Origin of the sequence: Pseudarthrobacter sp. J47 (assembly GCF_049810315.1) — a bacterium.
Taxonomy (GTDB): Bacteria; Actinomycetota; Actinomycetes; order Actinomycetales; family Micrococcaceae; genus Arthrobacter.
Window position 1 is genome coordinate 992,816 of sequence record NZ_CP187358.1, and the last position, 24,140, is coordinate 1,016,955.

Consider the following 24,140-nt stretch of genomic DNA (forward strand, 5'->3'; position numbering starts at 1 on the left):
CAGCCAATTACCCATGGACCTTGCGCGCGGTCCTGCCTAGACTGGCAAAATCCCCTATCTCCAGGAAGCTGCCCGCAGCTTGTCCGGTGGGGCTGTTCCTGCACCCGGGGGTGTGTACCAGAAGTTGCTTCATGCTTCATCCGGCCTTCAACGCTGTGGGCCGGCAGAACAAGGAGGAAAGACAGATGGCAGGGAACAAGGCAGTCGCTTACAAGGCGCCTGGCAAGGTTGAAGTAATTGACATCGACTACCCGGAGTTTGAGCTCAAGGATGGTCCGGGAGTCAACCCGGCGAACGTGGGCCGGAAGGTTAACCATGGCGCCATCATCAAGACGGTGGCCACGAATATTTGCGGGTCTGACCAGCACATGGTCCGCGGCCGCACCACCGCCCCGCCGGATCTGGTGCTGGGGCACGAGATCACCGGCGAGGTGGTTGAGGTGGGCTCGGACGTTGAGTTCATCAAGGTGGGGGACCTCTGCTCGGTTCCCTTCAATATTGCGTGCGGGCGGTGCCGGAACTGCAAGGAACGCAAGACCGGGATCTGCCTGAACGTGAACCCGGACCGGCCCGGCAGTGCTTATGGGTACGTGGACATGGGCGGCTGGGTGGGCGGCCAGGCCAACTACGTGCTGGTGCCGTACGCGGACTGGAACCTCCTGAAGTTCCCGGACAAGGACCGGGCCATGGAGAAGATCCTGGACCTGGCCATGCTCTCGGACATTTTCCCCACCGGGTTCCACGGCGCTGTCACTGCCGGCGTCGGAGTTGGCTCCACGGTGTACGTGGCAGGCGCCGGTCCGGTGGGCCTCGCAGCGGCCACCAGCGCGCATTTGCTGGGTGCCGCCGTCGTGATTGTGGGTGACCTGAACGAGGACAGGCTGAACCAGGCGCGCAGTTTCGGGTGCGAAACGGTGGACCTGACCAAGGGCGGGCCGGCAGAGCAGATCGAGCAGATCCTGGGCGTTCCGGAGGTTGATTGCGGCGTGGACGCGGTGGGCTTCGAGGCACGCGGGCACGGCCATGATGCGCAGGAGGCGCCGGCCACGGTGCTGAATTCGCTGATGGAGATCACGGCGGCCGGTGGTGCGCTGGGTATTCCGGGGCTGTATGTCACGGGCGATCCGGGCGGCATTGACGAGGCTGCGAAGAAGGGTGCGCTGAGCCTGAGCCTGGGCACCGGGTGGGCAAAGTCGTTGAGCTTCACGACGGGGCAGTGTCCGGTGATGAAGTACAACCGGTCGCTGATGATGGCCATCCTCAATGACCGCGTGCAGATCGCCAAGAACGTTAACGCCAAGGCGATCACGTTGGAGGACGCGCCGCAGGGCTATGCGGAGTTCGACGCCGGCGCAGCCACCAAGTACGTCCTGAACCCGAACGGATACATCAACTAAGCCGGGGTTGCCACAGGAGGTGGGCTTTCCTCCGCTTGCTCCAATACATCGAATATCGATACACTCCTATTGTTAATCGATACTCGAAGGAGACCCCATGGGAAAGCTCACCATCCTCGCGCTGCGCGTTGTGCTCGCGTTGGTACTGGCCGGCACGTTGTTCGTCCAGGTGTGGATGGTGCCCCTGGTGGCCATCGACATGGAGCAGGCTGGTGCGCCCGCTGAGGTGCGGATTCCGTTCCTGGTGATTGTGGTGCTGGGCCTCCTGATGGTCCAGGTCACGGCCGTCTGCGTGTGGCGGCTGCTCACCATGGTGCGCCGCGGGACGGTGTTCTCCAACGCCGCATTCAGGTATGTGGACATCATTTTCGGTGCGGTGGCCGTGGCCGCGGTGTTGGTCTTCGCGCTTGCGGTGATGCTCGCGCCGGGTGACGTGGCGCCGGGGATCGTGCTGCTGATCTGCGGGGCGTCGTTGATGATCGGCGGGGTGGCGTTGCTGGTGCTGGTGCTCCGGACGCTGCTGGCCCAGGCAGTGGCGGTGGACGCCGAGGCGCAGCAGCTGCGCAACGAGCTGGGCGAGGTGATCTGAGTGCCCATCATCGTGGACATCGACGTGCTGCTGGCCAAGCGCAAGATGCCCGTGGGCGTGCTGGCGGAGCGGGTGGGGATCACGCCGGCCAACCTCGCGGTCCTGAAGAATGGGCGCGCCAAGGCCGTCCGCTTCACCACACTGGAGTCGCTCTGCGAGGTGCTGCAGTGCCAGCCGGGGGACCTGTTGCGCTGGGTGCCGGATGGCCAGGAGGCGGAAACGTACGACGCCGGCCTGCCGCCTGAGCGGTAACCCGCCTACCCCAATGGACCTGTTGCCAAAGTGACGCAAGAGGTCCAGAGTGAAAGGGATCACGCCGTGGCCGCAGCCCGGGCACGGTTCCCCAGGTAGCCGTGAGTTCGCTGTGGAGGTCACCATGAGTACCGCGTCCGATCAGGTGTACGACGTCACTCCCGAAAACCACGAGCCCGCGCTGAAACGCGTCCTTGGCCCCAAGCTGCTGCTCCTGTTCATTGTGGGCGACATCCTGGGCGCCGGCGTGTATGCGGTGACCGGGACCATGGCGGGGACGGTGGGCGGGATTGTGTGGCTGCCGTTCCTGCTGGCCTTTGTGGTGGCCACTCTCACCGCCTTTTCCTACCTTGAGCTGGTCACCCAGTATCCGCAGGCGGCCGGGGCTGCGTTGTATACGCACAAGGCGTTCGGGATCCACTTCGTCACGTTCCTGGTGGCGTTCGCCGTGGTGTGTTCGGGCATTACCAGCGCGTCGACGTCGGCGAATGTGCTGGCGCAGAACTTCTTTGGCGGTATGGAGATCAACGGCTGGATGGGGGAGGCCGCGCCGGGGGTGATTACCGCCGTCGCCATGGGTTTTATGATCCTGCTGGCGCTGATCAACCTGCGCGGGGTGGGCGAGAGCGTGAAGTTCAACGTGGTGCTCACCATGGTGGAGGTGGTGGCGCTGTGCATTGTGATCGGCGTCGGGTTCTATGTGATGGCGCAGGGCACGGGGAACCCGGGGGAGATCTTCGTGTTCCAGGACTACCAGGACAAGGGGATGTTCCTGGCGGTGACTGCGGCCACGTCCATTGCGTTCTTTGCCATGGTGGGTTTTGAGGACTCAGTGAACATGGTGGAGGAGACGAAGAACCCGGAGCGGATCTTCCCGCGGACCATGCTGACGGGCCTGGGGATCGCGGTGATCCTGTACATGCTGGTGGCGGTGTCGGTGGTGAGTGTCCTCTCGCCCACGGAGCTGGAGAACATCCGCGAGGCCGAGGGTGCTGCGCTGCTGGAGGTGGTGCATAAGGGCTCGCCGGACTTCCCGATCGACAGGATTTTCCCGTTCCTGGCCGTGTTTGCGGTGGCCAATACGGCGCTGATCAACATGCTGATGGCCAGCCGGCTGATTTACGGGATGGCACGGCAGTATGTCCTGCCGCACGCACTGGGCAAGGTGCTGCCGGTGCGGCGGACCCCGTGGGCGGGCATCGTTTTCTCCACGGTGCTGGCGCTGGGACTGATCTGGTACGTGAGCAGCGATCCGAAGAGCAACATCGTGGCCAACCTGTCCGGGACCACGGCGTTCCTCCTGTTGTGCGTGTTCACCGTGGTCAACGTGGCGTGTGTGGTGCTGCGGCGGAAGCGGGATCCCAACCGGAAGGTGTTCTTCACGTCGCCGGGGCAACTGCCGTTGCTGGCCGCGCTGCTGTGTGCGTTCCTTGCCGGGCCCTGGGTGGGCCGGAACCCCATCCAGTACCAGGTGGCCGGCGGGCTGATGGCGATCGGCGTGGTGCTGTGGTTCATCACGTGGCTGATCACGCGGCGCTCCAACGGGCATCCGGGCGAGCCGGTGGGGACGCAGAACATCGGGCGGGACGAGGGTGTCCCGCCGCCGCCCCCGGGCCACTGATTCGCCCTGACCCTCCCGGGTGCTGAATCGGGGCACCACTTCCCGGGCACTAAAAAGGAAGTACGACGGCGGTGCTGCCGCCGCCGGAGTGCGGACGGCCGGCGTCGGACGCTGGTACGGCCGCATCTCAGATGAGCGAGCTCAGCAGCTGACGTGGTGCTAGCATCTGAAGCTCCTGGCGGCAGCAGACCGCCCGGACGATTGGGGGAAATACCGTGTTTAGTTTTGGATTCCTGGAGATTCTCTACATTCTGCTGATGGTCGCCCTGACCGGGCTGGCCGTGTACACAGTGGTGCTGCTCATCATTTTCCTGCGGCTCCGCATCAAGGAGCTGAAAGCCGCCCAGCTGCCTGGCACCGGCGGCGGGGACTAGCTTCTCCCGGGTTGCCCAGTTGCAGCCGGAGTTTCTCGTGGACAACAGCAACTGCCTCGGGAATACACTGGCTGGATGGGTGCCGTCGACGATTCCTTAGCTGCTTTGCCTGAGCCGGACCGCGGCTGCCTGGAACGGGTGATCGGAATTGCGCGGGCCCTGGTACCGGGCACCGAGGAGGGCATGAGTTACGGGATGCCGGCGCTGAAGTTTGAGGGCAAGCCCCTGATCGCGGCCGTTGCCACTGCCAAGCACCTGTCCGTGTTCCCGTTCTCGTCAGCGGTGGTGGAAGCGGTGGCGGGCAGGCTGGAGGGGTACTCGCTGTCCAAGGGGACCATCCGCTTCTCCGCGGAGAACCCGCTGCCGGAGGACGTGGTGGAGGAGATTGTCCGGCTCCGGCAGGCGGAGATCCTGTCCAAGACCTGTCCGGATTCTTGACGTAGGGGAGGGGTTCGATGCAATCGAAGGAACTGCTGCTGGATACGTTCGGCAGGATCCGGGAGACCGTGGAGGAAACGCTCGACGGCGTCGATGCTGTGGCTTTAGTGCGCCGGCCTGCCGGTACGGGAAACTCGATCGCCTGGCTCATCTGGCACTTAGGCCGCGTAGAGGACGTCCAGGTGGCGGAGGTTGCCGGACTGGAAGAGGTATGGACTGCTCAGGATTTTTCGGGCAGGTTCGGGCTGGCCCTTCCGGTGTCCGACACCGGGTACGGGCATTCGTCCGCAGAGGTGGACGCCGTGCGTGCCGAGTCTGCTGATCTACTGGCGTATTACGACGCCGTACACCGGCAGACTATCGAGTTCCTGCGCTCGCTGACGGACGAGGACCTGGACCGGGTGGTGGACACCAACTGGGACCCGCCCGTGACCCTGGGCGTCCGACTGGTCAGCACCTTCGCCGACTGCCTACAGCACGTTGGCCAGGCGGCGTACGTGAAAGGGCTTGGGTACGGGCACAAATGACTTTTTGGTTAGCCCGTCACATCGGACTGAGCGATTCAGATAGCCCTGGTCGGACAGGCATCCAAATTTACAAATGAGGATTCTTCCTCCGAATGATTTGACCCCGCTAGCACCAGTGGATCAGGTGACAGTTTAATTGTTGTTTGGAGCTGCGGTCGGCCTCTTCCTGAGACTAGCACCGTCGTAGTCAGTGTCGGTGGATGGTCCAGCAGGCACCCGCACGGATTGACGCCCATGGCAGACATGGGAGACCGACTTCTTGATTCCTATCCATGCCGACTGTTCGCTACCTCCATGTAATGCCCTAGCTGACGGGCCCCGGCCGGAAAGAAATCGCTGCGGAACTTCCGCGCGGGTATGGTTGCCTATAACTAAACTTTGGGCTTAGGTTTTTCTGAGAGCCTTTGAGCGAGCTGATATAATTGAGGCTCGGTTCAAGTCGACAGGAGCTTGTAAATGACTGTTTATATAGCGATCGCCGACCGGACGTCAGGAGACGCACGAAGTACGTTCCAGCTTGAAACGGCCCGCATCGGCATTGTCCGGCGTGGACATGTATACACATATTTACCGAACGACTCGTCATGGATATATAACGAGGCGGTGGAGCGCGACTATTTTGCCGATAGGTCGAAACTTCTTTATCAAGAAATCCCCGCACCCTTAGCGCGTTCTCTGGCGATTTGTATGAGGCCTGTCAATCCGCTCGTTTCAGCTATGCTCCTTGAAAGGCCACACCGATTCCCCAAAATCCCGTTTGGTCGCGGCCTTTCGTTGCGTGCCTCACGCGACCTAACGGCAAAGCGAAAATTCATAGCGAAATGGATTTCTGACAATCAGATAAGACTACCTGAAGGTGTGACCTCAGGGTCAACTGCGACATCCTCAATAGAGGTCAGTAACTTCCAACGCGAGAAGGTTGTTCGAAACTTTCGCCGGCTCAACATGGCGGTTTCTTCAATTGAAAAGGCCAAGAAGGGGCGCGCGATTGTTGGTCGACGCACAACAAGTGACATACTCAAATTCGAAGACAAGCCGCTAGCGGCCTTTGGCCCAAAGTTGTTGTCGAGGTCTCGTCGTGCGGAAGAGACCCGCATTGCGAGGGACGATGAATCGTCTCCATTTCGGCGCAGGCCATGACGGGAAGTTTGTCGCTTGACGACTGAATTAAACTGGCCCAGTCATGACATAGTAAATTCCCATGATGATCCGTTCCTCTTTGAAATCGTGGAATTTCTTGTCAAAGTTCGAGCTGTGGAACCAGACGTCACGGCGTCCATCCAAGCGGCAATTCCGGAAGGTGCGGCACCACATGGCCTTCGATATCGGCTAAAGCACTGGCAGTCCCTGAAGCGCAAAGCCGAAGGCGTGATAGCGATGAACCCTTATGCTTTTGATGGACTCGCAAGCATCGCAGAAATTGCACGCGCCGCTCTTCGTAAAATTGATGACATCCTTAGATACTCTGTGTTATCCACCTCGCATGACGATGTGTCCGTGCACGCTTCCCTATTTCTGGAACAAGTTCATTCTGACGGTATGAGTGTTGTAAGCATCCTAAATAGTTACCATGAAGGATCTCGATATAAAGGCCTGCATGCAATTCTTAGCCTGCAGCATCGGTTTGATTTGGATATAGATTGTGAAGTGCAGTTTCATTCGCCTGAGAGTATCGACGCTTATGTATGTACGCATGAGATCTATGAAGAACTTCGAACCACCGAGGGTCTGGAGGAAAGGCAAGCATTTCATGATATTATAGCCGCTCGGTATCAGCTGGTCGATGATATTATGGTCGACGGCAATATTTTTCCAATTCCAATTACCAATAGAACCCTTAGGCGCCCATTAGAATAGTATCCTGTGTGTTTATGTGAACCTTGTCAGTGCAGACATGCACCCTAGTAGGATGCCTCGTGCAACGAGTCATCCTCATTCGGATATACTGGTTACTTCTAACCTGGATTGCACGACTAATCTAACGACTGCCGAAGTGCCGCCTGGTAGAAAATAACTGCGGTGTAAATTCAAGAAAGCATTCGACGAATGATAGTTTCCACGTCCGACGATGAAGCTAGTCCGACCTGTGTTCTACCCAGGTACTGCGCTTGCAGTGTGGGGACGATCTCATTCGGACCGACGGAGTATGCGGATACCTGCTTGAAGGCGGAAGCGAGTTGCTGCGCGTAGAACGAAGCTTGGTAGAGACCTTGCGCGACGTAGCCGGGGTCTGCAGTTTCGAAGGGGAATTTACACTCGATGATCAACGCCTGCTCTGACCGCTTCGCAAGTAAGATATCGGGGCGAATGTGTCGTGCCGGAAAGCTATCGCCGGACAGGGCGGTCAGTTCCTGGGCCATTTCTGTAAGCGGCAACTTTAAACTGACCGGGTACGGAAAATCTGATTGACCGTTCGCGGCAGTGGTTTTGACCGGCGGCGGCAAGGATTTTTGGACAGCAGCAGGCCACGGTGTGTGGCTTGGCGTGCTGGGATTCCCTTGTCCATCCCTCGTGTCGTTGCGGGGAGAGCCCCTTCCTTCCGCGGTGAAATGGCGATGCCAATCGTCTGTATTTCACCCGTTGTGGGAAGAAAGGGGCTCGTTGTGAAGTCTCCAGGAGAGTTCATGGAAATTTTAGCTGCTTACGATTTGACCCGGTCGTACCGGGATGCCGCGAAGATCTGCGGCGTTTCGCACAACACGGTCCGCTCGTATGTGAAGGCCCGCCAGGAAGGCGCGCAGGCGCCGGTGGCCCGGCAACGCGGCCGGATGACCGACCCGTTCCTGCCGCAGATGGCCTCCTGGGTCGAGCAGTCCCGCGGGAAGATCCGCGGCGACGTGGTGCATGAGAAGCTCCGGGCTTTGGGGTTCACCGGGTGCGAGCGGACGACCAGGACCACGCTTGCTGAGTTGAAGGCGAAATACCGGGCCCGGAACGTGCGCGTGCACCGGCCCTGGACTCCTGAGCCGGGTCTGTGGCTTCAGTATGACTACGGCGACGGGCCCGTCGTTGACGGGGTGAAGACGGTGCTGTTCGTGGCCTGGCTGGCGTTCTCCCGGTTCCGGATCGTGATCGCTTTGCGGGATAAGACCATGCCGAGCGTGTTCGCCGCCCTCGACCGGACGTTCCGCCTGATCGGCGGGGTCCCGACCTACGTATTGACCGATAACGAGAAGACCGTCACGGTTGAGCACGTCGCCGGGATCCCGGTCCGGAACCACCAGATCGTGGCCTTTACCAAGCACTACTCAACCTCGCTGCAGACCTGCCTGCCGGCCGACCCGGCCTCGAAGGGCGGAGTGGAGAACGCGGTCAAGATCGCCAAAGCCGACCTCGTCCCGAAGGAGACCAATCTGCTGCCCGAGTACCGGTCCTTCGCCGAGCTGGAGGCTGCGTGTGAGGCGTTCATGGAAGAGGTAAATTCGAGGGTGCACCGGGCCACGCTGGAGATCCCCAAGGACATGCTCCGGGTTCTCGAAGGACCAAGGTTGCACCCGGTCCCGGCGACACCGGTGACGGCGAGTTTCGGCCACACCCGCCAGGTCCCGCCGAACACGCCCATGATCACCTTTCAGCAGTCCCGCTACTCCGTCCCGCACACCCTGATGGGTCAGATGGTATGGGTGCGCGGGACCGAAACCGAGGTCGTCATCGTCCACGTCGGGAACGCCGGCCCCGTCGAGGTCGCCCGGCACAAACTCACCCGCCCCGGCACCCCCGCGATCATCGACGCCCACTTCCCGCCGGCCCCTTCCGGGGCCCTGGAACGGGTGATCCGCCCGACCAACAAGGCCGAGGAAGAGTTCCTCGCTCTCGGCGCCGGCGCAGCGCTCTGGCTCAAGGAAGCAGCCGCCGCCGGCACCGGAAAGATCCGGCACAAAATGGAACGCGCCGTCACCCTGGCCAAGGTCCTCGGCGCCGACGAGGTCGACAAGGGCCTGGGAGCGGCAGCGGTGCATCAGCGCTTCACCCACGAGGACCTGCTCTCCATCGTCAACACCGGCAACGCCACAAGCCACACAACCAGCATCATCCACACCGTCACCGACCAAGGCCAATGGCTGAGCCAGGGCACCGGCTCCTGGGCCAACTTCGGCACGACACCCACCACCGCGCCGACCACCGGCCCCGCCGTTGACGGCGATCTTGAAGGAGCCATCGATGAGCGCTAAAACCATGACCCGGCCCCTGGCCGATACGGCGGTAGAGAACGTGATCGCGCTGATGCGCACGACCCGGATGCCGCACGCCCGCGCGGTGGTCGCCGACGTCCTGGCCACCGCGAAAGCCCAACGCTGGGACCCCACCGAAGTCGTCCGCGTCCTGCTCGAAGCCGAAGCCACCGGCCGGAACCGGTCGATGCTGGCCACCCGGCGCAAACGCGCAGGATTCCCCACCGGGAAGACCTTCGATGTCTGGGACGAGGCCCTCTCCACCCTCCCGGCCGCGACAACGTCGTTTCTGCGGACCCTGGAATGGGTGCGGCGCCGGGAGAACCTGATTGCCTGCGGGCCCTCCGGCACAGGTAAGACCCTGCTCCTGGAAGCCCTCGGCCAGCAGGCCATCGATCAGGGCATGTCCGTGTCCTGGCTCAGCATGGAAGACCTCGGCGCGCTCGTGCGACGGCACCGGATTGATGACAGCGTCAACAAAGCCATCACCCGCGCCACCAACGTGGATTTGATTTGTATCGACGATATAGGCCTGTTGCCGGTCTCCGCCGACGCGGCCGAGGGCTTCTACCGGGTCGTGGAAGCCTCCTACGAGAAACGGTCCCTGGCGATCAGCTCGAACATCCACCCCTCCGGGTTCGATGAGCTCATGCCCAAAACCATTGCCACCGCGACCGTGGACCGGCTTCTCCATCACGCCCACCTCTGCCAAACCAGCGGCGAGTCCGTCCGGCTTATGCAAGCCCAAAACGGGAAAGGAACCCGACCCATGAGCTAACCCAAACCCCCGGTCAGGCGCCCCGAAACCCGGCACGCCCGGGGCACCTGACCCTGTCCAAAAATACTTGCCGCGACCGGTCACTCACCTGCCACCAGCGGGCAAACCAACCTGCCGCCACCGGTCATTTCTAAGTTGCCGTTGACAATTTCTCTGTAGATGTCCCGGGCTCCGTAGTGCTCCCAACAAGTGGCGGCTTCACACCAGAGGTCCCACTGTTCACCCGTTGGGGATTGAATACTATACGCGGGACCTTGTGTCATTGAGGCCAGGGGCCGGAGGCTCGTGACTGTATAGCCAATCGACTCACTCGCATTGATGATTGCTCCCAGCACGCCGAGCTGGAACAGGGTATCTGGAAATCCGTCTGGTCGAAGGAGCCGTCGGGCCATGGCCTCAGCGCCACCACGATCTACTGCGATGAAGAAGTCAGCAATAGCTGCTATAGGTCTCCAAGGCCATCCAGCTCCCCGAACGGCCGCCAAGTCGTCCCGAGTTGGTGCAAAGCCAGAAGGCTCGTCTAGATACTCCGTTAAGGGCAAAGCACAGGCCAGAACGTCCAATATATCTGCTGGAAGACTTTGCGTCGGGTCGGATCCGTTGAGCGAGCTAGCTGTAGCGTATGTCGCGCCCAGTCTACTTAAAGTCCAAGCAAGAACGGTCAAGGATAACTGATCCAAGGTTCTATGTCTCCGACGGATGGCGAACGACGTCGGCGGCCAACCTCGAATGCGTGTTTTACGCCAATCCACCCTTGTAGCAGGACTTGCTGACCAATAGCGTGTTCGGCTGGTTAATGTGGGAAGGTGATCGAACCAAGCCCTGGCGGTCTTGGGCAGCCGCCTGATTTGCGGGGCGCATTCGAGCAAGAGAATACGGCTTGCCCGCCGCTCGATATCCTTGGCGGACCAGGCGCGATCTAACTTCGGCGCTGATACTTCAGCCAGCGTACGGAACAATGTCCCGACGCCGGACCACTCGGAGAGAACCCGTGATAAACCGTATTCGTCCACGTTCAGCCTCGGGTTATGCATCTTATGCTCGCATCGCGCTCAGGCTATGCGTCACCCACCGCCAATTCTCCGGTGTCAGGGCTTGGATCCGCATCATCGACACTCCAAGGTCATCGAGAAGGTCAGGTTCGTATTTGGCAAGGATGTTTCCAACCGAGATGAGATAGGCCTCGGCAAGCATTTCATCGAAAGTAGATTCTTGACCCGCCAGCACATTCAATCCGTGGCTCGTGTCACGGTCGGAGTCTGTCGAAATCAAATTGCGGTGCTCCAGAGCGTCCTGTTCCGCGACGAGCGCCGTGCTATCTAGGAAACTAAAATCAGGCGGTGTGTCAGGCCTGTCCGGATTCTGTGCCATCGCTGACGCGGGTGATTCCACATCCTCTCGGATCAGTCGAAGGCCGTGCTCCAGATATGACGGCATATCAACAAATAGTCCGGGACCCAGCTGAGCGTCGGGTACCGTTAGATGCGCGGCGTAGAGCCTTGTGACGCGCTCCTGAATTAGTTCTGCCAAATCCATTTCATGAATATGGCTGGTAATGAGCATTCGGAAATCTTCTTCGGAGGCTGGTGGTACTGGCACGTGCTTGAACCTGCGGCCGAGGGCCTGCCCCATCCTGAAGACTCGCTGGGCGTCGACTGCGTTGTAGGTACCTAGGATTCGCCAATCCGATCCGCCAAGGTACTCGCGTACGGGTCCGCCGTTATCGACTTCCCGCATCTCGCTGTTGGCTTGGTCCGTCCAGTCAAGGTAGACCGGAGTGCCTTCGTCTGCGCCGGGCTGTCGCCAGTTCCCTACCTTGACTCGCTTTCCAGAGAGCCATGTAAGAACACCACCGAGGACCCGATCCATGTCCGCGCGGTTGGTCTCATCAAGGATCAGCCAATCGTCTTTTCTTAAAGATGTGAGGAGATCTCCTTCGACGCTTGCTAGCTCGCCTCCGATAATCGTTTCGCCTAGCACGACCTTTTCGAACGTCCACTCTTCTTCTGGTGTTACCCAGGCTGCAGTGACATCCTCGCGGCCAAGTCCAAATCGCTGTGGACTCTTGTCAAATTCATCAATAATCTGCTCAAGAATCTCAGTTTTTCCGGTACCTGGAGGCCCAACAAGCAAAACGGCTCTCGAGGATGCAATAGCCAATCGGAGCATTCTATTCACACGGTCGGACAATCGAAGCTCGACGTTTCGCCCCACGCGGCGCCGCGCGTCTACAGCCTGTCGGCGCCGGAATCTAACGAACTCCTCTTCACCCTTCAAGGCCGCTTGACGCATCAATTCAAATTCGTCGAGATTTGCAAAGGGATTCATTAATCAGCCCGATCGTTGCCGAGAGCGAGGGCAATTTGACGAAGTTTCTGCAACTCGAAGATTCCCTCATTCTTGAATTCTTCAGCGGGCATTCCCTTTAGTGCGAAGTAGGTGGAGAGTTCCTTCTTGGCCGTGGTGGTTCTGATCATGCGGAGCTTGGCGCCCTGCTGATCGTACTCGGATATGTCCAATGTCCCTATCCTGAGCACCGGCGAGGGCATCAGGCCGCGATCGTCCCAATCTTCAGGAGTTGCAGGCTTGAACTCATTCAGTACTGGCTTAAGGTCCGGGGGCAGAATTTGCATCGCTTGAGCACGAATTAGGCCGGACGCTTTACCCATTTGATTTTGATTCTGGGTCCCCTGATAGTGGCTGCATAAGCCGAAGGCTACGATCTTCAATGCCGGAAAGCCTGCCAGGCGTAGTCTCCACCCCTTGTTACTGCGCGCACTGGGCAGCAGAGAATGCAGGTGCACCTCGATTGCGACACGATGAAGTTCTCCGACTGCCTGTGCGTAATCGGAAACAGAGATGTTTTGTGTAGTCAGCCACTTGCGAAAGTCGCTTTGGATCTCATTATTGTACAAATTAGCGTGAGATTCTTGCCCGTAGGAATTCACGTCGTGTGTAATTCCCCAAGTCGCAGGATCGAATACTTTTGCCAGCGTTTCTGCAGTCGCGGGCCATGCGGCATCAACTTCAGGTCTTGTACCTGAAGTTAAACACTCCACCACGGGCATCAAGTCAATTTCGGCCGGCTCAATGTGTGTCTCAGCGGTCAAGTTACCGGTCACCAAGCATTGCTTTGATGGCAGCGCCAATTGCTTGGGCAAAATACGGCGGAACTGCGTTGCCCACTTGCGAGCAACGCGCTACATCAAACTTTCGTCGTGGCCCGTTGATCGTATACCTGCCGTGGAAGTGGAAGTCGTCGGGGAAGGACTGCAATCGTGCCATTTCACGCACCGTGATGTTGCGCGGTTCGGCATAGTGGATGAATTCATCCGGATGGGTGGTGATGGTTGAGACAGGCGCATTCGGATCTATCAGAACTTTCTTGTCCTTCTTAGTTCCACGCGACAGCAAGAAGTCCTTGCTGAGGCGTCCCTTAGGCTGAGTGGCATGAGCGACCTCGTAAAGCCCGCGAACGCGTTCCCCGTGCTTCGTATAGCGGTGGGAGTTTGGAACCGATCCGGTAGGGGCCCCGCCCCGCATGTTTATGGCATAGGGCCCGATGGGCTTTCCATAGGGCGAGCTTTCAAACAGAGGTGAGTCAGGTGAGGTGACCCGTTTGTCACTCAAGAGGTCACCTATGGCCTCCTGCGCAGTGACGGGTCGATCGGTTGGAAGTCCGAGTGCGTCGAGATGACTGACACGAATACTTTCGAGTTTTTCGAAGAACGCGCCAGGTTCAATATCAAGGTCTTTGCGAACTGCAATAATTATGGCTCGTCGTCGCACCTGGGGAACGCCAAAGTGGCTAGCATTGGCGATACCAAAGGAAGCGGAGTAACCCAGCTCGTCGAACGCTTTGACTACGTCGTCGGCGACAGACGTCACCGCTCCCTCTCGAGGGCGTGAGCGGAAGGGACGCGTGATGCCCTCCACGTTTTCCACAAGGGCAACTTCAGGGCGTACTAGTTCAACAGTCTCTAATAGTCGGTGTACAAGATGATTCCTTGCGTCTGTTCCATCGCGGGACCCTCCTACTGAAAACCCCTGGCACGGAGGTCCGCCGGCAACTAGCGTTACTGATCCTTGTAGCGACTGGAGGTGATTGCGGATACTTTCGTCGCTTAGAAACTCATTCACGTCATGGGGGATCCGGGGCAGCCAGGAAGGCCATTTCTGATACGCAGCATATGCGCCCCCGTCATCAACAAGGTTCGAACGGAGGGTGTCAAACGCCATGGGATCTCGTTCGATGGCGAAGAGGCCGTCCCACCCGGATTTGTGGAGGCCAAGGGAGAGCCCGCCACAACCGGCGAACAGGTCGATGCTGGTCATTGGTCGCGCGGACATCAAGAGGCATTCCTTTCTCAAAACCTGTCGCGTGTGGACAAGTCTTACAGAAGATTATCAGTGCTGAAGCGGACAAATCGTCCGACCGACACCCTGCATCGCAGCACATCTGTCAATCGAAGGTTCACCTGTGCTGGTGCTCACTAAAACCCAGGCCGGACGAAAGTTTGGCGATGGCAGAGCGAGGAACGTTCGGTTCAGGGGGCTGATCTGTGGCTGATTGCGGGCACTGTAGGCAGGTAAAGCAGAGGCCGTCAGTCAGTCCAGCCCAGAGGCATCGTTCTAGTTGCAGTGCCCTCTGACCTGACCCACCTGGAGGCTGCCGTAAATAGTCACCTATCCAAGGCCCTGGGGGAGTAGGGGACTGGCAGGGTCTTACTCCCGCACCCCATACCCACCCAACTCCGGCGCCACCCACCGGCCGCCGTCCTTCTCCAGCGGCAGCACGGCTGTGATCACACCACCCTCCATCGGCAGTGCACCCATGATGCGCGGCACCTCGCCAAACTTCCCGGAAGGGTGTGACGAGGCCTCCCACTTAAGGTCAATGCCGGCGTCGGCCAGGGCGTCCTCGTCGATGACGGCCAGCAGCAGCGGCAGGTCAATGTCGCCGTAGATCTCGTCCAGCACGGTCTGCAGCTTCGATGCGGTGGTGGCGTGGATGTAGCCCACCTGGTCCAGGGTGAGGTGCAGGGTGGACACCTCGTACTCGCCGAACCGGGCGCAGGCTTCCCAGTCGTCCTCGATGCTCACATGTACCAGCCGCTGACCACCCATGACATCCTCCTGACCTGACGGAAACATTTACCCGCCCAGTATTCCCGACGCCGGGACCAGCCAACCAGCAAGAAAGGGACTAGCGCGCCTCTTCAGCCTCCACCGGCACCGGATCCCGCAGCTCACCAGGCCCCGGCGGGTAGGCAGCCTTCCGCCCGGCGAACGCAATCACCAGCGCAATAACAACGGGTAGCGCAGCAGCGGCCGGCACCAGCAGCGGCCCGGCCACAACCAAGGCAGCCGAGCCATACAGCGCGCCGATGGTGATGCCCAGTTGGATGGTCAGCACCGTCAGCCCGTTGGCGGCGTCCTTGTTTTCTCCGCCGGCGCGCAGGATGGCCGCCTGGTTGAAAATGCCGATGGCACCCAGGCCCGCACCCCACACCGTCATCAGCGCCAGCGCGAACACCAGGCTGCCGCCCACAAAAGGCAACAGCAGCATCGAAACCGCAATTGCCGCCGTCGTAATCAAAAGAGAACGGCGCGGGTGCGAATCCACGGTGAGCCCCGCGATCCAGATGCCCAGCAGGCCGGAAACGCCCAGAACGGTGAGGGAAAGGCTGATGGCGTAGTCGGGCAGGCCGGCCTCGCGGATGTACGGGGCGATGTACGTGAAGAGCGCGAAGTGCGCCAGCACCAGCAACGGCCACGCGATGGCCACCGCCTTCACGCCCGGCTGGACGATGGCCGCGCGCATTGACGGCCTGGCCTCCCCGGCGGCACGGCGCACGGACGGTAGCAGGAAGAACCCCAGCACCGCCAACAGCACACCAAAGCCGGCCAGCAGCAGGAACGCCGCCCGCCAGCCCATCAGCGTGCCCAGCGCGGTGCCCAGCGGCGCGCCGATGGCCAGGCCCAGGCTGTTGCCGCTGAACACAATGGCCAGCGCCTTGCCCACCTTGTCCGCAGGAACCACCCGCGCAACATACGGTGCCATGGTGGTCCACAGCAGGCCGTGCGCCAGACCGCCCACCAGCCGCGCGATCATCGCCGCCGTGAAGTCCGGCGCCAGGCCCACCATCGCGTTGCTCACCGCGAACGTCAGCACCAGCGCCACCAGCAGCGGCCGCTTCGGGATGTTCGCCAGCAGCCGCGCGGCCGGCACCACCGTGACCACAATGACGGCGGCATACGCGGCCGCCAGGTAACCGGCCACGGGCTCGGACACATTCAGTCCCACGCTCATCTGGGGGAGCAGGCCGGAGGGCAGCAGCTCGGTGGTGATGGCAGTGAAGGCGATGGTGGCCAGCACAGCCATGGCGGCCAGCGGAAAACGCTGGACTGCCGGCTGGGAAGGCGCAGAAGACGCGGAGGGCATGGGGTGGTTCCATTCACGGAAAGGAGGGGACGGAACCGGGCGCTCATTGCCGAACAATTCCACCCATAAACCTACCGGAAGCACCCGCCAACAGAACAGGGAACGGCCGCAAAATCCGGTGAAAGTAATAGCCCGCCATGACTTTAGCAAATGAATGGATTAACTCTTGACCCTGGTCTGGCAGGCGAGGAATATATCCATCAACAGGCTAATTCCCCGCTCGGGGCAGCGGCCTGGATGTCCGCAAAGGGGGGGACTTGTGGTCCAGGAAAATTTTCGGAAATGGCCGGCCAGGTCACGTCACTGGCAGAACCGGCGGATCTCCCTCACCCGGCAAACCGATGACTCAACCATCGGCCTGGGCGATGCAGTCAAGGATCTGACCACCTTGGCGGGCATCGCCCCGTGCTCTGGCTGCGAACAACGCGCAGCCTTCCTCAACAGGCTTGTACGCCTGCCCCGGTTCCGCAAAAAGAACCAGCACTAAAACACCCATCACGCAGCACTGTCTCTTTCCGTGCTGCAGCCTGCCCAAAAACCGGCAGGAAGAGAGTCAGGAGGCGGCCATGCCGCAGCAAGTAGTAGTGACCGAACGTTACTGGTGCCCCGGGCCCTGGCCCTGGGAATGGTTCGATACCTGCACCCGCCAGGTCACCAAATGGTGTTACGACTTCAGCTGGGTGGAGGAGACAGGCTACTTCCTCTTCAGCTACCTCAAGGGCTGCGAAAACGGCACGCTCTACACCTGGTACGCGTTCTCCTTCAACATCTTCGGGAGCACGCAATACGGCCCTGGCCGGATGTGCTTCGGCAGCCAGCTGACCAACGCCGGCAGGTGCGCGGGCTCCGCCGTGTCCGGCCTGAGCGTTTCAGCTGACGTGCCCAGCGTCCAGTCCACGGCCAAACGCCGGATCCGCAGGCCCATCCACCGTCCGCTGGCGGGGGAGAAGGACCAGGTGCAGGGCAAGGACCAGCACGGCGCCGAACACCAGGCCAGGGAGTAGCGGACCATGCGCTCCGTACTGAACCTGGAAACAGTGCTCCAGACCCTGCACTGCCACGATGAAGGGGACGGCATCGGCAACGCCGAACCCTATATCTGGACTGTGTTCTTCAAGGTGGACGGCGACAACTTCGCCGTCGAGGCCGGTTCCGGTCTGATCGGTTCCCCCACCATCGTTTCCAGCAACGGCAGCCACGGAAACCTGGGGAACACCGACGTCGATGAAGGGGACGATGTTGCCATCCCCGAGGCCGTGGGCCGCTGGTCCACCAAGCTCAAGCCCATCCCCATCAACGACGCCGGGCTCCGCGCCCTGCTGGGGGAGGACGACGTCCCGGCCATCGCCGGGGTGGTGGTCCAGGTGATGGAGGAGGACGGCTGGCCGGACAGCCTGGCGAACACCGGGTACAACGCTTTTGTCGACGCCGTTCACCTCGCCGTGGTGAAGGTGGCGGCCAGCTTCCAGCACGCGCTGTCCGCGCCCACTCCGGAGCAGATCAAGGCAGCCATTGAGGTGGTCAAGGCCTCCGCTGCCACCTCGGTCAAGGCGGCCGTCAAAAACGCCATGTCCGGGTGGGAACTGATCTGGTACGGCACCTTCGGAAACAACGACGACGGAATTGGCACCGAGGCGTTCACCACCACCACGGACGAGCTGGTCAAGACGCCCGCGATCACCATCAACCGCCGCTGGTCCGGGGATGAATCCGGCGACGGCGACTGGGAACTGCACGGCGTCTTCCGGGGCTTCCCGCAGATCGACTGCAAGCTCGAAAGGCTGTTCTCCTACAGTTCGGGTGAGAAAGCCGGCAAGGGGAAGGACGCGGGGCAGGAGAAGTCGTTCGAAGCCATGCGCGGGTTCCGCGACGAAGGGTTCCGGCAACTTCCCGGACTGGGGGCCTGGTGGGGCGAGTTCGAGACAGTCAGTCCCGCCTTGTCCATCCTGGCCGCCAAACGGCCGGAGGTGTACGACGCCCTCCACGGATTGCTGCGCGACGCCGGAACCTGGCTTTCGGAGCCCGACTCCCGCATAGACAGGGGAGCCCGGGAGCGGCTGAGCGCCGTGCTGGATGCCGTGGAGGAGGACGCGTCCTCGCACACGCTCCGCGTGGTCCGGCAGGCCCGGCGGCTGGTGGAGCGGCTAGCGGACGCCACCTTCGCTGAGGCGCTGGAACTCACCGCGCAGACAAAGCCGGTGGGGAGGAGGCCGCGCAAGAGGGAACCGGAACAGGCGGTGGCGCAGGCCGAGTAACGCCCGGCGCCCGGGTGCAGTGACTTTTGGTGCCCCGTTGTGACGCGTGACAAACTCATCGCGTGACTACGGAGCACCAGAACACTGACGTTAATGGCACCCCTACTGAAAGCGGCGCGGCAACCCGGCTCCGGGTGAGCCTGCCCAGCCAGGAACTGCTGGACGCGATGGAGCCGGGTACCGCCGTCGAATATCACCTCTGGGACCTGACCGGACCGCCGCCCGCGCAGCAGTTCGACCTCCTGGTGCCGCCCTACATGGGCAAGCCGGCCGGGCTCGCCGCGCTGCACGGCGTGGAGACCGGGCTGGTGCAGGGGCAATCCATCGGGTACGACGGCGTCGCGGATGTCCTGCCCGACGGTTGCGTCTTCGCCAACGCGGCAGGGGTGCATGAAACCTCGACGGCGGAACTTGCGGTGGGCATGATGATCGCCAGCCAGCGGGGGCTGGCCGATTTTGCCCGGAACCAGGCCACCGGAACCTGGGACACGCACATGCTGCCAAGCTTGGCGGACCGGCGCGTGCTGCTGGTGGGTTACGGGGGAGTGGGCAAGGCCGTGGAGGCCCGGCTGCTGCCCTTCGAAACGCACGTTACCCGGATGGCCAGCCGCGCCCGCGACACCGACAGCGGGCCGGTGCTGGGCATCGACGCGCTGTACGACCAGCTGCCGCTGCACGACATTGTGGTGGTCACCGTGCCCCTGAGCGAGCAGACCCGCCAGCTGGTGGACGCACGTTTCCTGGCTGCCATGCCGGACGGCGCGCTGCTGGTGAACGTGGCCCGCGGGCAGGTGGCGGACACGGAGGCGATCCTGAAGGAGACCTCATCCGGCCGGCTGCGCGCCGCGCTGGACGTGACAGAACCGGAGCCGCTGCCGGCAGACCACGCGCTCTGGACGGTCCCCGGCGTGCTGATCACCCCGCACGTGGGCGGCGCCAGCTCGGCGATGTTCCCGCGGATGGTCCGGCTGATCAAGCAGCAGATCTCCCTGATGCTGGACGGCAAGGAACCGGTCAACGTGGTGCTGGGCGGCAGCCGCTCGTCGTGAAATGTCCACCGTTCGGCGCAACTCTCCCACGCCGTCGAACGGCATGAACTAAGTTGGGGCAGACGGTGACGCAGGGACAACGACGTCTTCCACTGCAGGAAGCAAGAGGAGCAAAATATGGGCTGGCTGGACCGTGAACGAACCATCGCACCGCCGGGCTTCAACCGCTGGCTGGTCCCGCCGGCGGCGCTCGCCGTCCACCTGTGCATCGGCCAGGCCTACGCCACCAGCGTGTACAAAACAGCGCTGGTCCGGCACTTCGACGCCAGCCTCACGGAAATCGGCATCATCTTCTCCATCGCCATTGTGATGCTCGGCCTGTCCGCAGCCATCATGGGCACCTGGGTGGATGCTAACGGGCCCCGCAAGGCAATGTTCACCTCGGCCATGTTCTGGGTCAGCGGCTTCCTGATCGGTTCCTTGGGTATCTTCACTAACCAGCTGTGGCTTGTGTACCTGGGCTACGGGTTTGTGGGCGGCATCGGCCTGGGCATCGGCTACATCTCGCCGGTATCCACCCTGATCAAGTGGTTCCCCGACCGCCCCGGCCTCGCCACCGGCATGGCCATCATGGGCTTCGGCGGCGGCGCGCTGATCGCCAGCCCGGTGTCCACGGCGCTCCTCAAAATGTACGATCCCAACTCCGCTGCCAAGGACTGGGTGGCCAGCGGCGATTCCGTGGGCAAGCTCTTCCTGACCCTCGGCGTCGTCTATCTCGTCTACATGCTCTTCGGCGCCTTCACCATCAAGGTCCCCGCCGAAGGCTGGCGCCCGGCAGGGTTCGATCCCGCCAAGGTCAAGAAGGCCGCGCTGGTCACCATGGAGAACGTCTCCGCCAAAAACGCCGTGAAGACCAAGCAGTTCTGGTTCGTGTGGATCGCGCTGTTCTGCAACGTCACCGCCGGGATCGGCATCCTGGAACAGGCCGCCCCCATGATCCAGGACTTCTTCCGCCAGTCCGATGGCGTGTCCCTGGTCAGTGCCGCTGTAGCGTCCGGCTTTGTGGGGCTGCTTTCCATCGGAAACATGGCCGGCCGCTTCGGCTGGTCCGCCACCTCGGACATCACCGGCCGCAAGCGGATCTACATGCTGTACCTGGGCGTTGGTGCCGTGCTGTACACGGTCCTGGCGCTGGCCGGATCCTCCACCACGTTCCTCTACGTAGTGCTGGCCTTCGTGATCATTTCCTTCTACGGCGGCGGCTTCGCCACCGTCCCGGCGTATCTCCGGGACCTGTTCGGGACCTTCCAGGTGGGCGCCATCCACGGCCGGCTGCTCACGGCATGGTCCGCCGCCGGCGTGGCCGGACCGTTGATCGTCAACGCGTTCCTGGACGCCCAGGGCAAGCCCGGGCAGCTCACCGCGGCCTCCTACCAGCCGGCACTGCTGACCATGGTGGGGCTGCTGGTAATCGGCTTCCTGGCCAACCTGATGGTCAAACCCGTGGATGAACGCTTCCACGAACCCCGCCCCGGCCGCACCCGGTCACACGAACCAGCCATGGAGTCCTGAGATGAGCACACCACACAGTTCCGGCAACGTTCCGGTCAACGCTTCCACTGGCAAGCTGGCAATCGGCTGGGCACTGGTTGGCGTGCCGCTGGCCTACGGGATCTACCAGACGCTCACCAAAGTGGCGGCGCTGTTCGGCTAATCGGCCCCGGCTACAGGACCCTGTCAGCCGAACAGCGCTGATTACTCGTTTGTCCCGGACGGCGAGTTGCCGCCTTACTCCGCGATCGGCGTCGGAACGTGCTCTCCGGTGCTTGCCGCAGGAGTGTTCCGGCGGCGCCAGAACGCGGCCAGGATGGCACCCGAAACGTTGTGCCAGACGGAGAAGATGGCGCCCGGAAGTGCTGATTCCGGCGTCAGGTACTGACGTGCCAGGCCGGCGGCGAGGCCGGAGTTCTGCATTCCCACCTCGATGGCAGTGGTGCGCCGCGAGGGGATAGGCAGCTTGAACAGGCGGGCGGCGGTGTAGCCCAGGGCGTAGCCGAGGCCGTTGTGCAGGATGACGGCAACCAGCACCAGCAGGCCCGCGGAGAAGATGGCCTTCGCGCTTCCGGACACAACAGCGATGACCACAAGCGTGATCGCAATGACCGAGACCCAGGGGAGTGCGGGCAGCGCCTTGGTCACCAGGCGAGGCAGGAACACCCGGACCACGAGTCCCAGGAGCACGGGGAACAGCACAATCTGAACAATGGACCAGGCCATGGAGCCGGCGTCAACCGGCATGTACTGGCCGGCCAGCCACAGTGCCAGCAGCGGGGTGAGCAGCGGTGCCAGCAGTGTTGAGACGGTGGTCATCGCAACGGACAGGGCGACGTCGCCGCGGGCCAGGTAGGACACCACGTTCGACGCCGTTCCACCGGGGCAGCAGCCCACCAGGATCACACCGGCTGCCAGCGCGGGCGGCAGTCCCAGAGCGGCGGCGATCAGCCAGCCCAGGAGCGGCATGACGGCGTACTGGGCGATCACGCCGATCACCACTGGAATGGGCCGCTTGGCAATGACCGCGAAGTCCGGCGGCGTGAGCGTCAGGCCCATGCCGAACATGATCACGCCCAGGAGCGGGTTGATCCACGGCGCCAGGCCGGTGAAGGAGCTGGGCGTGGCCAGGGCTACGGCGCCTCCGGCCAGGATCAGGATGGGGAAAAGGGTGACGGCGATGCGGGCGCTGCGCTCTTCGGCGGCGGCAGCTGCTGGTTCAGTTACGGAAGGCATACCTACCGGATTATCACAGCGGGCGCCGGGTTCCGGAATCATGACGCCCCGGGTGGTTGAGCCCGTCGTCCGGTGGTTGAGCTTGTCGAAACCCCAGCACCCCGGCGGTTGAGTTCGTCGAAACCCCAGCACCCGGTGGTTGAGCTTGTCGAAACCAGGATCTCGACAGGCTCGATCACCAGCGCCATCGGAAATATATTGCGAATAGAGGCCGCTCCGGCTGGTTCAATCGAGCCCTACGCGACATTTCAGAAATATCTTGCGAATTCGTCGGTTGCGCCGTGCAGAGCTCACCTGAGAACGACCGTGCCGTCGTCGTCGATCCGCCATCCCGGGTTGTGTGCGATTTCCCAGATGATGCCGTTGGGGTCTTTGACGTGGCCGTGGAAAATGCCGCCGAACTCGCCTGGCTGGGCCGGTTTCAGGATGGTGCCGCCCGCCGTCGAAAGTTTCTCAATGGTTGCCGATACCTCCGCCGCGCTGCCCACGTTGTGCGAAAGGGTCACACCACTGACTCCAGTGGCGGCGCCGGAGTCGTTGAGGTCCTGGCGGAACTTGTCGGCGTCGAACATTCCGAGGACCATTCCCGGCGCTACCTGGAAGAACAGGATTTCGCCGGGGACGTCCATCAGGGGCTTCCAGCCCAGCCCGGCGGTGTAGAAGGCGCGGGCAGCATCCAGGTCTGCGGTGGCGAAGGTGATGAAGTGCAGTTGCTGGTCCATGGAGGAATGGTAGCGGGCGCCCCGGTGGTTGAGCTTGTCGAAACCGCCGTCAGGTGAGGGGCCCTAGCGCGGTGAGGAACGCCGTCGTATCTTCCGCCACTGTTCCGGGCATTCCCACAGCACCAGATGCACGACTGCGAGCTGCTGCCACGTAGCCACCAACTGGAGGAGCCGAGCACGTAGGCGCGGGGAACGTTGAGTGCCTCCAGGACGGCGGCGGCGTCCTCGGACTGTTGGGGCAGGGAATAACCGCGCTCCGGTTTGTCCGTGCAGGTCAGCCGTATAACAGCGACCTGGGAGTGGTGAGAGTCTCGCCGGTTTCCAGCCAGGTTTTCAGGCCGGAGAGCATCATGCTCCAGCCGCCATAGAGCTGTTCGCTGGCACCTTCCCGGAGCTGGTCATGCGTGACGGTGAGATGACAGGAGTCGCCGACGGGATCGATTTCCCAGGTGATGCGGCTGGGTTCTTCAGGCCTGACCTCATCGCTCCAAAGAGCCCGCATGGTCTGGACGAGCCGGCGGGGCGGGTCCACTTCCAGGTTCTCGCCGTCACCCAGGATCTGCCCGTTCCGCGGATTCCTGACTTCGACGTGGGAGCCGGGGGTCCAGTCTGAGTGAACGGTATTGCCAAACTGGTACTTACTGCGGATGTCGCTGTCCGTTATGGCTTCCCACAACCGCTCCGGGGTGGTCTTGATGTAGATGTCGAAGATCTTTTCCATAAGACTTTCCAATCTGACCGGACGGGACGCCATCACCCTGAACGCGGCGTCGTGGGATCAAAGATATTGACCG

Annotated in this window: 24 protein-coding genes and 1 pseudogene; 16 read left to right on the top strand and 9 right to left on the bottom strand. The window is 61.8% G+C overall.

All coding sequences use genetic code 11. The features are described 5' to 3' along the window. The first annotated feature begins 185 nt into the window (after positions 1 to 185). The 9 genes from fdhA to ACPJW8_RS04540 all read left to right on the top strand — a co-directional run bounded on the left by fdhA (position 186) and on the right by ACPJW8_RS04540 (position 7,055). Complete coding sequence (fdhA, locus tag ACPJW8_RS04500) at positions 186 to 1,397, top strand: formaldehyde dehydrogenase, glutathione-independent (protein ID WP_330186624.1); 1,212 nt, start codon at positions 186 to 188, stop codon at positions 1,395 to 1,397. Between the two features lie 97 nt (positions 1,398 to 1,494). Further along, entirely contained in the window at positions 1,495 to 1,986 is a 492-nt protein-coding gene (locus ACPJW8_RS04505) for a DUF2975 domain-containing protein (protein WP_330194282.1), read from the top strand. Next, entirely contained in the window at positions 1,987 to 2,238 is a 252-nt protein-coding gene (locus ACPJW8_RS04510; RefSeq protein WP_330194283.1) for a helix-turn-helix transcriptional regulator, read from the top strand. It abuts the gene before it with no gap. A gap of 124 nt (positions 2,239 to 2,362) precedes the next feature. Then, a complete protein-coding gene (locus ACPJW8_RS04515) occupies positions 2,363 to 3,859 on the top strand; it encodes an APC family permease (RefSeq protein WP_330194285.1) in 1,497 nt (498 codons plus the stop codon). 215 nt (positions 3,860 to 4,074) lie between these two features. Then, positions 4,075 to 4,233: a hypothetical protein gene (locus ACPJW8_RS04520; protein WP_330194286.1), complete on the top strand. Its 159-nt coding sequence runs from the start codon at positions 4,075 to 4,077 to the stop codon at positions 4,231 to 4,233. A 75-nt stretch (positions 4,234 to 4,308) separates the two neighbouring features. After that, positions 4,309 to 4,671, top strand: a complete 363-nt coding sequence (locus ACPJW8_RS04525) for a DUF1801 domain-containing protein (RefSeq protein WP_330194288.1) — start codon at positions 4,309 to 4,311, stop codon at positions 4,669 to 4,671. Positions 4,672 to 4,688: 17 nt separating this feature from the next. Then, on the top strand, positions 4,689 to 5,198 hold the full coding sequence (locus ACPJW8_RS04530; protein WP_330194289.1) for a mycothiol transferase: 510 nt from the start codon (positions 4,689 to 4,691) through the stop codon (positions 5,196 to 5,198). 456 nt (positions 5,199 to 5,654) lie between these two features. Next, positions 5,655 to 6,338 (top strand): hypothetical protein, encoded by a 684-nt coding sequence (locus ACPJW8_RS04535; protein ID WP_330194290.1) that lies wholly within the window; start codon positions 5,655 to 5,657, stop codon positions 6,336 to 6,338. A gap of 15 nt (positions 6,339 to 6,353) precedes the next feature. Continuing rightward, positions 6,354 to 7,055, top strand: coding sequence for a hypothetical protein (locus tag ACPJW8_RS04540; RefSeq protein WP_330194291.1), 702 nt, complete (start codon positions 6,354 to 6,356; stop codon positions 7,053 to 7,055). Between the two features lie 170 nt (positions 7,056 to 7,225). On the opposite strand, the gene ACPJW8_RS04545 is transcribed toward ACPJW8_RS04540, so the two are convergent. After that, positions 7,226 to 7,558 (bottom strand): hypothetical protein, encoded by a 333-nt coding sequence (locus ACPJW8_RS04545; RefSeq protein WP_425256411.1) that lies wholly within the window; start codon positions 7,556 to 7,558, stop codon positions 7,226 to 7,228. Positions 7,559 to 7,801: 243 nt separating this feature from the next. On the opposite strand from ACPJW8_RS04545, the gene istA reads away from it, so the two are divergent. Together istA and istB are read left to right on the top strand one after the other, a co-directional pair. Then, complete coding sequence (istA, locus tag ACPJW8_RS04550) at positions 7,802 to 9,370, top strand: IS21 family transposase (RefSeq protein WP_330194153.1); 1,569 nt, start codon at positions 7,802 to 7,804, stop codon at positions 9,368 to 9,370. Next, positions 9,360 to 10,148, top strand: coding sequence for an IS21-like element helper ATPase IstB (gene istB, locus ACPJW8_RS04555; protein WP_330194154.1), 789 nt, complete (start codon positions 9,360 to 9,362; stop codon positions 10,146 to 10,148). The genes istA and istB overlap by 11 nt, the downstream gene beginning before the upstream one ends. A gap of 1,035 nt (positions 10,149 to 11,183) precedes the next feature. Here istB and ACPJW8_RS04560 read toward each other — a convergent pair. The 5 genes from ACPJW8_RS04560 to ACPJW8_RS04580 form a co-directional block, all read right to left on the bottom strand. Beyond that, positions 11,184 to 12,308: an AAA family ATPase gene (locus tag ACPJW8_RS04560; RefSeq protein ID WP_330194495.1), complete on the bottom strand. Its 1,125-nt coding sequence runs from the start codon at positions 12,306 to 12,308 to the stop codon at positions 11,184 to 11,186. Positions 12,309 to 12,475: 167 nt separating this feature from the next. Next, positions 12,476 to 13,270 (bottom strand): hypothetical protein, encoded by a 795-nt coding sequence (locus tag ACPJW8_RS04565; RefSeq protein WP_330194494.1) that lies wholly within the window; start codon positions 13,268 to 13,270, stop codon positions 12,476 to 12,478. Next, positions 13,260 to 14,498, bottom strand: coding sequence for a DNA cytosine methyltransferase (locus ACPJW8_RS04570; protein WP_425256412.1), 1,239 nt, complete (start codon positions 14,496 to 14,498; stop codon positions 13,260 to 13,262). Before ACPJW8_RS04570 ends, ACPJW8_RS04565 begins: the two co-directional genes overlap by 11 nt. 375 nt (positions 14,499 to 14,873) lie before the next feature. Continuing rightward, entirely contained in the window at positions 14,874 to 15,275 is a 402-nt protein-coding gene (locus tag ACPJW8_RS04575; protein WP_330194492.1) for a DUF952 domain-containing protein, read from the bottom strand. Between the two features lie 79 nt (positions 15,276 to 15,354). After that, positions 15,355 to 16,593: an MFS transporter gene (locus ACPJW8_RS04580; RefSeq protein WP_330194491.1), complete on the bottom strand. Its 1,239-nt coding sequence runs from the start codon at positions 16,591 to 16,593 to the stop codon at positions 15,355 to 15,357. Positions 16,594 to 17,159: 566 nt separating this feature from the next. Between ACPJW8_RS04580 and ACPJW8_RS04585 the strand changes: the two genes are divergently transcribed. The 5 genes from ACPJW8_RS04585 to ACPJW8_RS04605 all read left to right on the top strand — a co-directional run bounded on the left by ACPJW8_RS04585 (position 17,160) and on the right by ACPJW8_RS04605 (position 21,551). Further along, on the top strand, positions 17,160 to 17,597 hold the full coding sequence (locus ACPJW8_RS04585) for a hypothetical protein (protein ID WP_330194490.1): 438 nt from the start codon (positions 17,160 to 17,162) through the stop codon (positions 17,595 to 17,597). 6 nt (positions 17,598 to 17,603) lie between these two features. Then, on the top strand, positions 17,604 to 18,848 hold the full coding sequence (locus ACPJW8_RS04590; protein ID WP_330194489.1) for a hypothetical protein: 1,245 nt from the start codon (positions 17,604 to 17,606) through the stop codon (positions 18,846 to 18,848). A 167-nt stretch (positions 18,849 to 19,015) separates the two neighbouring features. Further along, the gene (locus tag ACPJW8_RS04595; RefSeq protein ID WP_330194496.1) at positions 19,016 to 19,897 is read left to right on the top strand and encodes a 2-hydroxyacid dehydrogenase; all 882 of its coding nucleotides are present in this window, start codon (positions 19,016 to 19,018) and stop codon (positions 19,895 to 19,897) included. Positions 19,898 to 20,014: 117 nt separating this feature from the next. After that, the gene (locus ACPJW8_RS04600) at positions 20,015 to 21,409 is read left to right on the top strand and encodes an OFA family MFS transporter (protein WP_330186644.1); all 1,395 of its coding nucleotides are present in this window, start codon (positions 20,015 to 20,017) and stop codon (positions 21,407 to 21,409) included. A 1-nt stretch (position 21,410) separates the two neighbouring features. Beyond that, positions 21,411 to 21,551, top strand: coding sequence for an MFS transporter small subunit (locus ACPJW8_RS04605; RefSeq protein ID WP_330186645.1), 141 nt, complete (start codon positions 21,411 to 21,413; stop codon positions 21,549 to 21,551). A 74-nt stretch (positions 21,552 to 21,625) separates the two neighbouring features. Here ACPJW8_RS04605 and ACPJW8_RS04610 read toward each other — a convergent pair whose 3' ends face one another. The 3 genes and pseudogenes from ACPJW8_RS04610 to ACPJW8_RS04620 form a co-directional block, all read right to left on the bottom strand. After that, positions 21,626 to 22,624, bottom strand: a complete 999-nt coding sequence (locus tag ACPJW8_RS04610; RefSeq protein ID WP_330186646.1) for a bile acid:sodium symporter family protein — start codon at positions 22,622 to 22,624, stop codon at positions 21,626 to 21,628. Between the two features lie 290 nt (positions 22,625 to 22,914). Then, complete coding sequence (locus ACPJW8_RS04615) at positions 22,915 to 23,346, bottom strand: VOC family protein (RefSeq protein WP_330186647.1); 432 nt, start codon at positions 23,344 to 23,346, stop codon at positions 22,915 to 22,917. Positions 23,347 to 23,620: 274 nt separating this feature from the next. Next, positions 23,621 to 24,082, bottom strand: a pseudogene (locus ACPJW8_RS04620) (SRPBCC family protein); the annotation flags it as partial. Positions 24,083 to 24,140 lie beyond the last annotated feature (58 nt).